Below are 14,163 nucleotides of genomic sequence, written 5' to 3'. Positions count from 1 at the left end.
GTTACACCTTCGCCACGAGTGGGCGACCGAGCAGGCCCTGGGGACGGAAAATCAGGATCACCACCAGCAGGGAGAAACTGAACACGTCTTTGTAGTCAGAGTTGATCAACCCCGAGAACAGCGACTCGGAAATACCCAGGATGATCCCGCCGAGCATGGCCCCAGGCAGGGAACCGATGCCGCCGAGCACCGCGGCGGTAAATGCCTTGATGCCGATGATGAAGCCGGCATAGAAGTCGAACGTGCCGTAGTTCAGGGTGATCAGCACACCGGCCAAGGCGGCCATGGCAGCACCAATCACGAATACGTAGGAGATGACCCGGTCGGTGTTGATACCGAGGATCGACGCCATCTTGCGATCTTGCTGGGTAGCGCGGCACATGCGGCCGAGCTTGGTGTACTTGATGATGTAGGTCAGCAGGCCCATGCCGACGAACGCGGCCACCAGGATGAACACCTTGGTGTAGGTCAACTGCACGAAGCCGGTGCCGATATCGACTCTCCAGGCGCCGGCCAGCAGCGTCGGGATGCCTTGTTGCTTGGCGCCCTGGGCGATCTGCGCGTAGTTCTGCAGGATCAGCGAAATACCGATGGCGCTGATCAGCGGTGCCAGTCGGGTGGAGTTACGCAGCGGTTTGTAGGCGACACGCTCGATGACCCAGCCGTAAACGCCGGTGACGACGACGGTGAAGATCAGAGTGCCAAGAATGAGCAGCGGGAAGGATTCGATGCCGAAGTAAGCCAGCAGTGCCAGACTGATCGCCGCGAGGTAAGCGGAAATCATATAAACCTCGCCATGGGCGAAGTTGATCATGCCAATGATGCCATAGACCATTGTGTAGCCGATGGCGATCAAGCCATAGACCGACCCGAGGGTCAGCCCATTGACCAGTTGCTGCAGGAAAATACCATCCATAACGCAATCTCACGCAGTGAGAGCCTGCACACTGGTGGGTGTGCGGATCTTCTAGGAGGAAAACAGAGGCTCGGCACTCGCCCACTGCAGGAGCGAGCTTGCTCGCGAAAAACCCGAGAGCGACGCATGCATCCAGGATGCCCGCGTCATCGTTGACGTTCTTCGCGAGCACGCTCGCTCCTACAGAGAGGTCATGCAGTCAGTTCGGATTACTTCTGCTTTTCCAGCTGGTGATACTTGCCGTCCTTGTCCCACTGGTAAACCACGTAGTCGGAGATTTTCAGGTCGCCCTTGGTGTCCCAGTTCTTCTCGCCCATGACGGTTTTGACCGGGTGGGCCTTCAGCCACTTGGCAGCGTCTTCGCCCTTGTCGGACTTGGCGCCGTTGAAAGCAGCCGCCAGGGCCTGGACCGACGCGTAGGCGTACAGGGTGTAGCCTTCAGGCTCGGTGCCATTTTTGCGGAACTCTTCCACGACGGTCTTGCTGTCTGGCAGCAGGCGCGGGTCGGCGCCGAAGGTCATGTACACGCCATCCACATACTGCGCACCACCGGCGGTCGCCACCAGTTCGTCGGTGACCACGCCGTCATCGGACATGAACTTGACGTCTTTCAGGCCGGCTTCACGAATCTGGCGAACCAGTGGACCGGCTTCCGGGTGCAGGCCGCCGAAGTACACAACGTCAGCACCGGTGGAGCGGATCTTGGTGACCAGCGCGCTGAAGTCTTTCTCGCCACGGGTCAGGCCTTCTTCCAGCACCGGCTTGACGCCACGCTTGGTCAGCTGAGCCGCAGTGGCGTCAGCCAGGCCTTTGCCGTAGGTGTCCTTGTCGTTGATAACCGCGACTTTCTTGCCTTTGAGCACGTCGACGATGTAGTCGCCGGCCACGATGCCTTGCTGGTCGTCACGGCCACACATGCGGAACACAGCCGACAGGCCGCGCTCGGTCACCTGTGGGTTGGTGGAGCCCGGGGTGATCATGATCACGCCCGCATCGGCATACACCTCGGAGGCTGGAATGGTGTTGGACGAGCAGAAGTGCCCGACCACGCCAATCACTTTGTCCTGGTCAACCAGGCGGTTGGCCACGGCCACGGCCTGCTTGGGTTCGCAGGCGTCGTCGCCGGCCACCAGCTTGATCTGCTCGCCGTTGATGCCGCCGGCCTTGTTGATGACATCGGCTGCCGCCTGGGCACCTTTCATGTACTGCTCACCAAATGCCGCGTTGGCGCCGGTCATCGGCCCCGCTACGCCAATCTTCACATCAGCTTGAGCAAACGCAGAAACACCCAGCGCCGCAGCAACGGCGAGGGCTAGAAAACCTTTCTTGTAAAACGTCTGGGACATGAGTGGTGCTCCGAGGTTTTTGTTGAATTGGCACTGCAGCTTCACTTCAAAAACTTTCGAGGAAAGCCCAGAGCAAGCGGCGTGCCATTACGTTTTTATTATTCAAAAAGACACGGTGTCATTGTTATTACAGGTTTTTGGGCGCCTTTTGATTGGACGTGCAACCGTCTATCTCAACCGGGTGCAACCATTGGACCCATAAAGTGCAACCCGACCAATCAAGCACTGCAACCCGGCCATTAAACGGCCACCCTTGAACCTGTAACAGCGTGCGTAACGGAAGTGCACATTTACAGTGCGTTACTGCTACGACTCGCACCAATACAGATTAGTAGCCTGCTAAGAAAATGCAGGCTTCTGAGCGGTATTTCGTTGATCAGATCACGATCCGCAGGCATTGGCCCGCGTGATACAGCGAGAATCCCGCCTCATATAGACAGCTACGCAGGCCCACACCGGCCAGCGGCTGCATGGGTGCAAAGGGGATTGGCAACGCCTGTGGATCCTGGTGACACAGGTAATCCGAAAAGGCTTTACCCACGACACTGCCGGTCGTCACTCCACGCCCGTTGTAACCGGTGACGGCCACCAGCCCGGGCGCCGGTTCGAACAGGCGCATCAGGTGGTCCGGGGTGAACGCGATGCAGCCGGTCCAGGTGCACTCCCACTGCACCGGTTTGAGGTACGGGAAGTAGTGCTGCTGCACCCGATCGGCCCAGGCCTTGAGAAACCAGGCGGGTTTCTGGTTGCCATTGCCCAGGCTGCCGAGTAGCAGCCGGCCTTCGGCGTCGCGGCGGATGCTGCTGAGTACCTGACGGGTGTCCCAGGAGCCTTGTCCGCCGGGGAGGATGTGTTGTGCGGCTGCGTCGGTCAGCGGGGCCGACGCCACCTGATAGTAATAACCGGGGAAGAAGTTGCGGCGCAGCTCGGTCCACTCGCCTTCGGTGTAGGCGTTGGAAGCGATCACCACCTGCTCAGCCTGCACCGAGCCCTGGGCAGTTTGCACAGACCAGTGCTGACCCTGGCGTTCCAGTTGGGTGACCGGGGAATGGTCAAACAACTGCCCGCCCAGGACGACTGCGGCATTGGCCAAACCGCTGGTGTAGGCCATCGGGTTCAAGGTGCCGGCACGTCGGTCGAGCAAGGCGGCAGCGATCTTTTTAGTACCGGTGGCTTGCTCGCAGGCCGCGCCGGTCAATAGCTCCACCGGTGCGCCGCGACGCTTCCATTGTTCTTCACGACTGCGCAGGTCCGCCTCGCCACGGGCGTTATGCGCCATGTGCAACGTGCCCTCGCGGCGCAGTTGGCAATCGATGTTGTATTTGTCGATCAGGCTGAACACCAGGGACGGTGCCGCGCCGAGCATGCGGTTGAGCTGGCTGCCTACCGCTTCGCCGAAACCGGCTTCGATCTCGTCCGGGGGAATCCACATCCCGGCGTTGACCAGCCCCACGTTGCGCCCCGAACCACCGTGGCCGGTGCGATGGGCTTCGAGTACGGCGACGCTTTTACCTTGTTCCAGCAAATGAATGGCCGCCGACAAACCGGTGATCCCGGCGCCGATCACGCACACATCCACCTTGACCTCGCCCTTTAGCGCGGCGCGATCCGGCCGGCCAGGGGTGAGTTGCTCCCACAAACACGCTTCGCGTAATGCCATTGCCAGACTCCGATGAGACCTAACAAACCACTTTTCCGAATTGTAAATACGGTCAAATGTGGGAGCGGGCTTGCTCGCGAAAGCGGTGGATCAGATAAGTATTCGTTGACTGACACACCGCTTTCGCGAGCAAGCCCGCTCCCACATGGACCGCACTCCGAACAGAGACTTAGTCGAAAGTAATGCCCTGGGCCAGCGGCAATTCCAGCGAGTAGTTCACGGTGTTGGTCTGGCGACGCATGTACCCGCGCCATGCATCCGAACCCGACTCACGCCCGCCGCCGGTTTCTTTCTCACCGCCAAACGCGCCACCAATCTCCGCGCCGCTTGGGCCGATGTTGACGTTGGCGATCCCGCAATCACTGCCTATCGCCGACATGAACTGCTCAGCTTCACGCACGTCAGTGGTAAAGATGCACGAAGACAGGCCTTGTGGCACCGCATTGTTCAGGCGCAGCGCCTCAGCAAAATCGGTGTAGCCGACCACGTACAGAATCGGCGAAAACGTCTCGGTGCACACCACATCACTCTGCTCCGGCATTTCCACAATTGCCGGCGACACGTAGTAAGCGTTCGGGAACTTGTCTTCCAGCTGACGCTTGCCACCAAACACCCGGCCGCCTTCGCTCAAGGCTTGCTCAAGGGCATCCTGCATGTTTTCGAAGCTGTGTTTGTCGATCAGCGGGCCGATCAGGTTGCCTTCCAACGGATGGCCGATGCGCACTTTGGAATACGCGGCCTTGAGGCGGGTGACGATTTCCTCTTTCACCGACTCATGGGCGATCAAGCGGCGCAGGCTGGTGCAGCGCTGCCCGGCGGTGCCGACGGCGCTGAACAGGATGGCGCGCACGGCCATGTCCAGGTCGGCGCTTGGGCCGAGGATCATCGCGTTATTGCCGCCCAGTTCGAGAATGCTGCGGGCAAAACGTGCGGCGACTTTCGGTGCCACTTCGCGGCCCATGCGGGTGCTGCCGGTGGCGCTGATCAGCGCAACGCGTGGGTCATCCACCAACGCGGCGCCGGCGTCGCGGCCACCGATGATCACTTGGCTGAGGTACGGCGGTGCATCGCTGAAGTTCTTCAACACGCGCTCGAATAGCGCCTGGCAGGCCAGGGCAGTGAGCGGGGTCTTTTCCGAGGGCTTCCAGATCACCGCGTTGCCGCATACCAGCGCCAGCGCGGTGTTCCACGCCCATACGGCGACCGGGAAGTTGAACGCGCTGATCACGCCGACCACGCCCAGCGGGTGCCAGGTTTCACGCATATGGTGGCCCGGGCGCTCGGAGGCGATGGTCAAGCCGTACAGTTGGCGCGACAGGCCGACGGCGAAGTCGCAGATGTCGATCATTTCCTGCACTTCACCCAAACCTTCCTGGGTGATCTTGCCGGCTTCCCACGACACCAACTCACCGAGGTCGGCCTTGTACTCGCGCAACACGTCGCCGAACTGGCGCACCAGCTCACCACGACGGGGTGCCGGCACCTTGCGCCAGGCGTCGAATGCATGCTCGGCGCGACTGACCTGCTGCTCCACCTCGGCGGCGCCTTCCCAGTGCACACTGGCAATCCGGCTGCCATCAATCGGCGAATGCACGGGTTGTTTACCCGACTGGTACAGCGCCGGGTTTACCCCGAGACGATCAAGCAATGCGGCAACCATGGGTCACTCCTTCAATCCACAAACAGAAATATGCGCCGCCAGTTCACACGGCGATCCAGACCTTATTTGTAGCTGGCCCAAGACTTGCCAACAAACGACGATTAGGCGAGATATCATTCCGTTTATTCATGCTAAGAACAAAAAGAGGCGTGCCGTGCTGAATAAAAGACATTTGCCCTCGATCACCGCCTTGCAGTGTTTCGAAGCGGTCACCCGCCACCTGAGTTTTACCCGCGCCGCCGAGGAGCTGAACCTCACCCAGAGCGCCGTCAGCAAACAGGTCGCGCAGCTGGAAGAACTGCTGCAGCACCTGCTGTTTCGCCGGGTGCGCCGCCGCTTGCAGATGACCCCGGCAGGCGATCTGTACCTGGTGGAAGTGCGCAAGATCCTCACCCAGGTGGAGATGTCCACCCACTACCTGCGCTCCTACGGCGGCGAGACCGAAGTGCTGCGGGTCTCCACGCCCTACACCTTCGGCGCGCGCTGGCTGGTGCCGCGCCTCAAGGGCTGGCGACTGCGGCATCCGCAGATTCACCTGGACCTTTGCAACGAACAGGAGCCCGACGAGCTGCTGCAAGGCAAGGCCGACCTGGCCTTCTACTTCGGCCAGGGCTCACGGCCCGGTACCGAGAGCCTCAAGCTGTTCAGCGAAGAACTGGTGCCCGTGTGCTCGCCCGACAGCCTGCCCTCCCAGCCGTTTACCGACCCCACGCAACTCAGCGAACTGGTGCTGCTGCAAAACGCCTCGCGCCCCCAGGGCTGGCACGACTGGTTCGCCGCCCAGGGTTATCACACCGAACACAGCTACCACGGGCCGCGCTTCGAAACCTTTTATATGTGCATCCGCGCCGCACAAGTCGGCTGTGGCGTGGCGCTATTGCCCAGGTTTCTGGTGGAAGAAGAGTTGGCCGAAGGCAAGCTGGTGATCCCCTGGCAGCACGCGATGCCGAGCCAGGATGCCTATTACCTGGCCTACCCCGAGCACTCGGCGGAAGTGCCCAAGGTGCGGGATTTTGTGAAGTGGATGATGGAGCAGGTTGAGTCTGATTGAGGCGCGTCGCCTGCAATACCGCCTTCGCGAGCAAGCCCGCTCCCACATTTGGAACGCATTTCAAATGTGGGAGCGGGCTTGCTCGCGAAGGCGTCAGGGGCCAAACAACAATGCCCAGCTGAAAAAACACTGGCAAAACAACACAGGTCTATGCGCCACTAGCGCCATTCCTTAATTGTGCGTAAAGGTCGGCGCCCATCGCCGACCCGTCTGGAGATTCCCGTTATGAGCGAGAGTGTGTTTGCCGATCGCATCGTGCAGAACCTGCTCGACACCGACTTCTACAAGCTGACCATGATGCAGGCGGTGCTGCACAACTACCCGAACGTGGAAGTTGAATGGGAGTTTCGTTGCCGTAACAGTGAAGACCTGCGCCCGTACCTGGCGGAGATCCGCTACCAGATCGAGCGCCTCGCCGAGCTGAGCCTGAGCCCCGACCAACTGGGCTTCCTGGAACGCATCAGCTTCATGAAGCCGGATTTCCTGCGCTTCCTCGGGCTGTTTCGCTTCAACCTGCGCTACGTCCAGACCGGCATCGAAAACGGCGAGCTGTTTATCCGCCTGCGCGGGCCGTGGCTGCATGTGATCCTGTTTGAAGTGCCGATGCTGGCCATCGTCAGCGAAGTGCGTAACCGCTATCGCTACCAGACCGTGATCCTCGAACAGGCCCGCGAGCAGCTGTATCGCAAGTTCGACTGGCTGACGGCGAATGCCAGCGTCGAAGAACTCTCCGAATTGCAGGTGGCGGATTTCGGCACGCGCCGACGCTTCTCCTACCGCGTGCAGGAAGAAGTAGTGAGCGTGCTCAAGCACGACTTCCCCGGGCGTTTTGTCGGCACCAGCAACGTGCACCTGGCCCGTGAGTTTGATATGAAGCCGCTGGGCACCATGGCCCACGAATGGATTATGGCCCACCAGCAACTCGGCCCGCGCCTGATCGACAGCCAGATCGCCGCCCTTGATTGCTGGGTGCGGGAATACCGTGGCCTGCTGGGCATCGCCCTGACCGATTGCATCACCACCGATGCGTTCCTCGGCGATTTCGACCTGTACTTCGCCAAACTCTTCGACGGCCTGCGCCACGACTCCGGTGACCCGGTGCAATGGGCCGAAAAGGCAATCGCCCACTATCACAAGCTGGGGATCGAGCCGATGAGCAAGACCCTGGTGTTCTCCGACAGCCTGTCGCTGCCCAAGGCGCTGGAGATTTTCCGCGCGCTGCGTGGTCGGATCAATGTGAGCTTCGGCATCGGCACCAACCTGACCTGTGACATTCCAGGTGTGGAACCGATGAGCATCGTGCTTAAAATGACCGCCTGTAATGGCCAGCCCGTCGCAAAGATCTCTGATGAAGCGGGCAAGACCCACTGCACCGATCCGAACTTCGTCGCTTATTTGCGCCACGTTTTCAAAGTACCTGCCCTACCCAGCAAGGAGTGAATCATGCAAGCCGTACAGCGCGAGATTGCTGAACAGCTCAAGGTCCAACCACCGTTCAAGGACCAGGCCGCCCTTGAGGCGGAGGTCGCCCGGCGCGTTACCTTTATCCAGGACTGCCTGCTCAATTCAGGCCTCAAGACGTTGGTGCTGGGCATCAGCGGCGGCGTCGACTCCCTGACCGCCGGCCTGCTGGCCCAGCGGGCGATGCAAGAGTTGCGGGCCGCCAAGGGCGACGACGCCTACCGCTTTATCGCGGTGCGCCTGCCCTACGAAACCCAGTTCGACGAACACGATGCCCAGGCGTCCGTGGACTTTATCGAACCCGACGAGCGCCACACGGTGAACATCGGCCCGGCGGTGAAATCCCTGGCCAATGAAGTGGCGGCGTTTGAAGGCAAGGCCGCAGTCTCCCGGGACTTCGTGCTGGGCAACACCAAGGCGCGCATGCGCATGGTGGCGCAGTACACCATCGCCGGCGCGGCCGGTGGCCTGGTGATTGGTACCGACCATGCGGCGGAAGCGGTGATGGGCTTTTTCACCAAGTTCGGTGATGGCGCCTGCGACCTGGCGCCGCTGAGCGGGCTGGTGAAGAACCAGGTGCGCGCGATTGCCCGGCACTTTGGTGCACCGGAATCGTTAGTGGAGAAAATCCCGACGGCCGACCTGGAAGACCTCTCGCCGGGCAAGCCGGATGAAGCGTCCCATGGCGTGACCTATTCCGAGATCGATGCGTTCCTGCACGGCGAGCCGGTGCGCGAGGAAGCGTTCCGGATCATTTGTGACACCTATCGCAAGACCGAGCACAAGCGGGTGATGCCGTTTGCACCCTGAGCACTGTAGGAGCGAGCTTGCTCGCGAAGATCGTCAACGAAAACGCGCCCATCCTGGATGAGCGCGGCGCCCTTGAGGTTTTCGCGAGCAAGCTCGCTCCTACAAGGGTGATTACTTCAGGGTCACAGTGCCTTTCATCATCGAGATGTGGCCTGGGAACGAGCAGAAGAACGCATAGTCAGTGCCTGCCGCCAGCTTCGACACATCGAAGGTCACAGAGTCTTTCTCGCCAGCACCGATGATCTTGGTGTGGGCGATGATGCGGGTGTCGCCGTCTTTGAGGTAGTTCTTGTCGATGCCGGCGGCCATGCCGTCGCTGGCAATGCCAGGCATGTCGGCGGCGGAACTCAGCACCCAGTTATGGCCCATCACGTTTTTCGGCAAGCTGCCGGAGTGGGTCAACTCAACGGTGAACGTCTTGCAGCTCTTGTCGATTTCGATGGCCTTGGTGTTGAAGGACATCTGGTCAGTGGAGTCGACAGTGACCTTGCACTCTGCAGCAAGCAACTGGCCGCTAGCCAGAGTCAGCAGGGAAACAGCAACGAGTTTGGCAAACATGTGAATCTCCAGGGCAGGGTTTAAAAAACGCGTATTGCGACAAGGGTGCCTGAGGCAGGCGGGAATTCTTATGATCTGAGTCAACAGATTGTATACAACTTTAGGCTATCAGACTCATCGACACAATCTACCGGCCAAAGTACTGCTGCCGGCCTATGATCGGCTCATCACCCTTCCGGAGTCCGAGCCATGCACCTCAATAGCCTGTTCCGCAGCCTGCTTGCCGCCTATGCCTGTGGCGCCAGCGGCACCTACGAAACGCCTCGACGCGAGGTTTAATCCTTTGAGAGACGCAGGCCAGCCTTTACTCTTTAGCCACAACTGAGTGGAGTCAGGTATGTCCTTGAAGTCCGTCTGTGTGTTTTGCGGTGCCAGCAGCGGCACCAACCCGGCCTACCGTGAAGCAGCCGTGGCCCTTGGGCGCGCGCTGGCCGAGCGCAAGCTGACCCTGGTGTACGGCGGTGGCGCCGTGGGCCTGATGGGCATCGTCGCCGATGCCGCCCTGGAAGCCGGCGGTGAAGTGATCGGGATCATTCCCGAAAGCCTGAAAGTCCTGGAAATCGGCCACAAAGGCCTGACCCGCCTGGAAGTGGTCGACGGCATGCACGCGCGCAAGGCGCGCATGGCCGAACTGAGCGACGCGTTTATTGCACTGCCGGGCGGCCTGGGCACTCTGGAAGAGCTGTTCGAAGTCTGGACCTGGGGCCAGCTCGGTTACCACGGAAAACCGCTGGGTTTGCTCGAAGTGAATGGTTTTTACCGCAAGTTGACCGATTTTCTTGATCATATCGTCGGCGAAGGTTTCGTCCGTGCACCGCATCGTGCCATGCTGCAAATGAGCGAATCGCCGGCTGAGCTGCTTGACGTACTGGATGCCTGGCAACCGCTGGTCCTGCCCAAATGGGTGGACCAAAAACCCGATTAACCCTTGGGACGCGATTAAAGGCAGAATACGCGCCGCTCAACCTCACCTTCGACCCCAGAGGATCGCCCATGGCAAAACCTAATTACTCCTTCGCCAAACGTCAGAGAGACTTGGCCAAAGAGCAGAAGAAAGAGGAAAAGCTGCAGCGCAAGAAAACTGCAGCCGACGAAGAAGCCGGTGCACTGAACCCGGATGCTGAAGGTACAGTTGCTACAGACGACACCGAAGCACCGAAAGATCAGGCGCCAGACGCCTAAGGCCTCGCACTTGTAGCCACTGCCCAGGCAGTGGCTACAGGCCTTGTTTATTCCAGCGGCATCACCGTCACCCGCACTTCCGGGTCATGGCTCCCTCCCCCCAGAATCACCCCCCGCAACGGCGAAACATCGGAAAAATCACGGCCCCAGGCCAGGGTGATGTGTTCCAGTGCCGGCTGCACATTGTTGGTCGGATCAAAATCCACCCAACCCGACACCGGGCAAAACACCGATACCCACGCGTGGGACGCATCCGCGCCGATCAACCGTGGCTGGCCGGGCGGTGGCTGGGTCAGCAGGTAACCACTGATATACCGCGCCGCCAGGCCTCGGGAGCGCAGGCACGCGAGCATCAGGTGGGCGAAGTCCTGGCACACGCCGCGCCGGCGCTCCAGCACTTCCACCAGCGGCGTGGCGACCTGGGTGGCTTCGGCGTCGAAGGTGAACTCGCTGAAGATCTTTTCCATCAACGCCTGCACACCCAGCAGCAAGGGGCGACCTGCCGGGAAACAGTCTTCGGAGAACTCGACGAAGCTTTTCTTCAAATGCACATAGGGCGATTCGAACCGATAGCGGCAGGCCTCGATCACTTCGGCCGACAATGGCTGGCTGCTGTAGGTCAGGCCGTTGCGGGTCTCGTCCCAGGCCGGCGACAGGCTGAAATCCAGCACCGGCCGCGCCAACACTTCCACCGTCAGCCCGGCGTTGACCAATAGCTCATCGTGGGGCCGCTCGAACGCCAGCCGGGTGATCGGATTGCCAAACACGTCCAGCTCATCCCGGCGCGAGGTCGGCTCGGGGCTGATCTCCAGTTGCTGCGAGCTGCAGCGCTGCCAGGCGCAAGGCCGCGGCCACAGGTGCGCCAGTTGCTGGGCCAGGGACACCGGGCTGTCGTAGTGGTAATGGGTATCGTGGAAAATCTGGTAGCGGGCACTCATCACACAGACACCGTTTGCTGGCTGACATCGTCCACATGGGCAAAATGGCGCAAGGCCAGGCGGTCGGAGACTTGCCCGCTTTCATCGACCACCGCTTGCAGCAGGTCGGCCAGGCCGTCCAGCGCAGCGCGCACACTGGACTCGCCGAACAGCGGGTTCTCCAGGCAGCCCAGGTCAAAGCGCGCCAGGCGCTCCACCAACGGTGCCAACCCGGTTTCCCGGGGCACGCCGAAATCGTCATTCAAGCGGCGCAAGGTGCGGCTCACCAGTTTCAGCTGGAACAGCACCGCGTGTGGGTTTTGCTCATCCAGCAGCAACAGGTCCAGCACCGGAATCAATTGCGGCACCGCGAGGTAGCGCGAACGATAGGTGATGCTGCTGTTGCCCAGTTCCAGCAACCATTCCAGCCCGGCTTGATCGAACACCGCCACGCCGCGCAGGAAGGCTGCCAGGCTGCTGCTGAGAAATTGCAGGCGCTCGATGCGCCGGCCCATCATCAAGAAACGCCAGCCTTCGTCGCGGGTCATGTCGTCGAGGGCAAAGCCCGACAGCGCCGCCAGGGACATCACCAGGCGGTTGAGGAAATCCAGCAGCTCGCCGAAGTCCGGTTCTTCGCTCTCCAGCTCCAGGGCTTCGCGCTGCAACTCCACCAGCGCCTGCCAGTTTTCCCGGGACAGCTTGCCGCGCACCTGGGACGCCGCCCACTGCAAGCGCTGCAAGTTGGCCCGCAGGCTCGACGGCCAATCGTCACCGAGCAACGCCGCCTGAAGCCGCTCAGGCAACTCGCCCTCCTCCGGCAACAGTCGCAGGTTCTCACCCAGTTCAACCGCCGCCTGCAGCGCCAGCGGGTCGTCTCCGTCGACATAGCGGGCGAGGACGATGCGCAGCCAGCGCGCACTGTCATCACAGCGCTCGCAATAGCGGCCAAACCAGAACAGGTTTTCCACCACCCGCGACGGCAGGTACGGATCGCGCCGCACCAGGTCATGTGCGCCGATGGCCCGCTGGGCGCGCCATTGCTCGGTGCCGAGGGCGCGTTCGCCAAGCACCCATGTGTCCTTGCTCGCACCGCCGCGCTGCATCGACACCACTTCGGCATCGGCTTCGGCGGCCACACGAGTCAGGCCGCCGGGCAGTACCCGGTAACCGTCGGCGCTGGCCACGGCGTACACGCGCATGCCGATGGCGCGGTGTTGCAGGTGATCGTCGACGGTGTGCCAGACCGGCGCCTGTGACAGCTGCGCCAGCTCTTGGGCGACATAGGCGTAAGGCCGCGCGCGCATGCGTTCGGCCAGGGCCTCGCGTTGTTCGTCGTTCAAATCGCGACCAAACACCGGGGCGAAACTTTGCGACGGGAACGCCGGCTTGATCAGCAGCTCCGGCAGTTTTTCCAGGGCTTCGGTCAGCACCGGCGCCTCACCGCACCACCAAGTGGCGATGGACGGCAGGATCAGTTCTTCGCCAAACAGGAATTGATTGATCTTCGGCAAAAAGCCCAGCAGGCCGGGGGACTCCAGCACACCGCTGCCCAGGGCGTTGGCCACCAGCACATTGCCTTGGCGCACAGCGTCCAACAGGCCGGGCACGCCGAGGGCCGAGTCGGTGCGCAGCTCCAGCGGGTCGCAGAAGTCGTCGTCCAGGCGGCGCATGATCGCGTGCACCCGGCGCAGGCCGCTGAGGGTCTTGAGGTACACCGTGGCGTCGCGCACGGTCAGGTCGCCGCCTTCCACCAGCGGGTAGCCAAGCTGGCGGGCGAGGTACAAATGCTCGAAATAGCTTTCGTTGAAACGGCCCGGGGTCAGCAACACGATCAGCGGTGGCTGGTCGTCGCTCGGCGCCTGGCGGGCCAGGGTCTCCTGCAAGGTGCGGAAAAACCCGGTGAGGTGCTGCACCTGCAAGTCGCGGTACAGGTCCGGGAACGCACGGGACACGATGGTGCGGTTTTCCAAGGCATAACCGGCGCCGGACGGGGCCTGGGTACGGTCGGCGGTGACCCACCAGCGGCCATCCGGCGTGCGCGCCAGGTCCACGGCGTACAGGTGCAGAAAGGCGCCTTCGGGCGGCTGAATGCCCTGGCACGGCCACAGGAAATTGTTGTGGCCGAACACCAGTTCTGCCGGCAGCAAACCTTCGGCGATCAAGCGTTGCGGGCCGTAGAGGTCGGCCAGTACCGCATTCAGCAGGCGCGCCCGCTGGGCGATACCGGCGGAAAGTTGCTTCCATTCATCGGCCGCCAGCACGTGGGGCAACAGGTCCAGTTCCCAAGGGCGATCGGCGCCCTTGGGGTCGGCGTAGACGTTGTAGGTCACGCCGTTTTCCTGGATCTGCCGGGTCAGCAAGGCCTGGCGCTGGGCCAGTTGCACCGGGGTGCTGCGTTGCAGGTGATCGAGCAGGCGCTGCCAATGGGCACGAACCGCGCCGCTGTCGTCCAGCAGTTCGTGATAAGTGCCCGCAGTCAGCGGGTAACGGTCGAGCAAGTCGGGCATGGAACGCTCGGCAGAGGCAAGGGAAGTCAGATTAACTCACAAACCACGCGATCCAACTGTGGGGGCGGGCTTGTGTGGGAGCGGGCTTGCTCGCG

At 61.5% G+C, this 14,163-nt stretch carries 12 protein-coding genes; 5 read left to right on the top strand and 7 right to left on the bottom strand.

The genetic code is table 11. From position 1 onward, the window contains the following. Position 1 precedes the first annotated feature (1 nt). The 4 genes from ACA046_RS02970 to amaB all read right to left on the bottom strand — a co-directional run bounded on the left by ACA046_RS02970 (position 2) and on the right by amaB (position 5,582). Complete coding sequence (locus tag ACA046_RS02970) at positions 2-916, bottom strand: ABC transporter permease subunit (RefSeq protein WP_003217447.1); 915 nt, start codon at positions 914-916, stop codon at positions 2-4. A gap of 209 nt (positions 917-1,125) precedes the next feature. Further along, positions 1,126-2,262 carry a branched-chain amino acid ABC transporter substrate-binding protein gene (locus ACA046_RS02965; RefSeq protein ID WP_167664834.1) on the bottom strand — a complete coding sequence of 379 codons (1,137 nt, stop codon included), beginning with the start codon at positions 2,260-2,262 and terminating at the stop codon, positions 1,126-1,128. 376 nt (positions 2,263-2,638) lie between these two features. Then, positions 2,639-3,922 carry an L-pipecolate oxidase gene (gene amaA / locus ACA046_RS02960; RefSeq protein ID WP_497675878.1) on the bottom strand — a complete coding sequence of 428 codons (1,284 nt, stop codon included), beginning with the start codon at positions 3,920-3,922 and terminating at the stop codon, positions 2,639-2,641. Positions 3,923-4,091: 169 nt separating this feature from the next. Further along, entirely contained in the window at positions 4,092-5,582 is a 1,491-nt protein-coding gene (gene amaB, locus ACA046_RS02955; RefSeq protein WP_497675877.1) for an L-piperidine-6-carboxylate dehydrogenase, read from the bottom strand. A gap of 154 nt (positions 5,583-5,736) precedes the next feature. Between amaB and ACA046_RS02950 the strand changes: the two genes are divergently transcribed. From ACA046_RS02950 to nadE, 3 genes are all read left to right on the top strand, one after another. Next, complete coding sequence (locus ACA046_RS02950; RefSeq protein WP_459025730.1) at positions 5,737-6,633, top strand: LysR family transcriptional regulator; 897 nt, start codon at positions 5,737-5,739, stop codon at positions 6,631-6,633. A 225-nt stretch (positions 6,634-6,858) separates the two neighbouring features. After that, positions 6,859-8,073 carry a nicotinate phosphoribosyltransferase gene (gene pncB, locus ACA046_RS02945; RefSeq protein WP_076018037.1) on the top strand — a complete coding sequence of 405 codons (1,215 nt, stop codon included), beginning with the start codon at positions 6,859-6,861 and terminating at the stop codon, positions 8,071-8,073. 3 nt (positions 8,074-8,076) lie between these two features. Continuing rightward, entirely contained in the window at positions 8,077-8,904 is an 828-nt protein-coding gene (nadE, locus tag ACA046_RS02940; RefSeq protein WP_459025727.1) for an NAD(+) synthase, read from the top strand. Between the two features lie 111 nt (positions 8,905-9,015). On the opposite strand, the gene azu is transcribed toward nadE, so the two are convergent. Continuing rightward, complete coding sequence (gene azu, locus ACA046_RS02935; protein WP_008439083.1) at positions 9,016-9,462, bottom strand: azurin; 447 nt, start codon at positions 9,460-9,462, stop codon at positions 9,016-9,018. 337 nt (positions 9,463-9,799) lie between these two features. Here azu and ACA046_RS02930 point away from each other — a divergent pair, with 337 nt between their 5' ends. Together ACA046_RS02930 and ACA046_RS02925 are read left to right on the top strand one after the other, a co-directional pair. Beyond that, positions 9,800-10,387 carry a cytokinin riboside 5'-monophosphate phosphoribohydrolase gene (locus tag ACA046_RS02930; RefSeq protein ID WP_063033377.1) on the top strand — a complete coding sequence of 196 codons (588 nt, stop codon included), beginning with the start codon at positions 9,800-9,802 and terminating at the stop codon, positions 10,385-10,387. A 68-nt stretch (positions 10,388-10,455) separates the two neighbouring features. After that, positions 10,456-10,644 (top strand): hypothetical protein, encoded by a 189-nt coding sequence (locus ACA046_RS02925; protein WP_088425563.1) that lies wholly within the window; start codon positions 10,456-10,458, stop codon positions 10,642-10,644. Between the two features lie 47 nt (positions 10,645-10,691). On the opposite strand, the gene ACA046_RS02920 is transcribed toward ACA046_RS02925, so the two are convergent. Further along, a complete protein-coding gene (locus ACA046_RS02920; protein ID WP_459025724.1) occupies positions 10,692-11,582 on the bottom strand; it encodes a transglutaminase family protein in 891 nt (296 codons plus the stop codon). Then, the gene (locus ACA046_RS02915; RefSeq protein WP_497675876.1) at positions 11,582-14,068 is read right to left on the bottom strand and encodes a circularly permuted type 2 ATP-grasp protein; all 2,487 of its coding nucleotides are present in this window, start codon (positions 14,066-14,068) and stop codon (positions 11,582-11,584) included. Before ACA046_RS02915 ends, ACA046_RS02920 begins: the two co-directional genes overlap by 1 nt. Positions 14,069-14,163 lie beyond the last annotated feature (95 nt).

It is taken from the genome of Pseudomonas sp. LBUM1641, from assembly GCF_059716235.1.
The sequence above is the reverse complement of the archived record's forward strand: the minus strand, read 5'-3'. Positions and strand labels throughout refer to the sequence as shown.

Excerpts from the sequence above, each read along its gene's own strand:
- amaB (WP_497675877.1), bottom strand. The coding sequence starts at position 5,582 with ATGGTTGCCGCATTGCTTGATCGTCTCGGGGTAAACCCGGCGCTGTAC.
- azu (WP_008439083.1), bottom strand. The coding sequence starts at position 9,462 with ATGTTTGCCAAACTCGTTGCTGTTTCCCTGCTGACTCTGGCTAGCGGC.
- ACA046_RS02920 (WP_459025724.1), bottom strand. The coding sequence starts at position 11,582 with ATGAGTGCCCGCTACCAGATTTTCCACGATACCCATTACCACTACGAC.
- pncB (WP_076018037.1), top strand. The coding sequence starts at position 6,859 with ATGAGCGAGAGTGTGTTTGCCGATCGCATCGTGCAGAACCTGCTCGAC.
- ACA046_RS02930 (WP_063033377.1), top strand. The coding sequence starts at position 9,800 with ATGTCCTTGAAGTCCGTCTGTGTGTTTTGCGGTGCCAGCAGCGGCACC.
- ACA046_RS02970 (WP_003217447.1), bottom strand. The coding sequence starts at position 916 with ATGGATGGTATTTTCCTGCAGCAACTGGTCAATGGGCTGACCCTCGGG.
- amaA (WP_497675878.1), bottom strand. The coding sequence starts at position 3,922 with ATGGCATTACGCGAAGCGTGTTTGTGGGAGCAACTCACCCCTGGCCGG.
- nadE (WP_459025727.1), top strand. The coding sequence starts at position 8,077 with ATGCAAGCCGTACAGCGCGAGATTGCTGAACAGCTCAAGGTCCAACCA.
- ACA046_RS02965 (WP_167664834.1), bottom strand. The coding sequence starts at position 2,262 with ATGTCCCAGACGTTTTACAAGAAAGGTTTTCTAGCCCTCGCCGTTGCT.
- ACA046_RS02915 (WP_497675876.1), bottom strand. The coding sequence starts at position 14,068 with ATGCCCGACTTGCTCGACCGTTACCCGCTGACTGCGGGCACTTATCAC.
- ACA046_RS02925 (WP_088425563.1), top strand. The coding sequence starts at position 10,456 with ATGGCAAAACCTAATTACTCCTTCGCCAAACGTCAGAGAGACTTGGCC.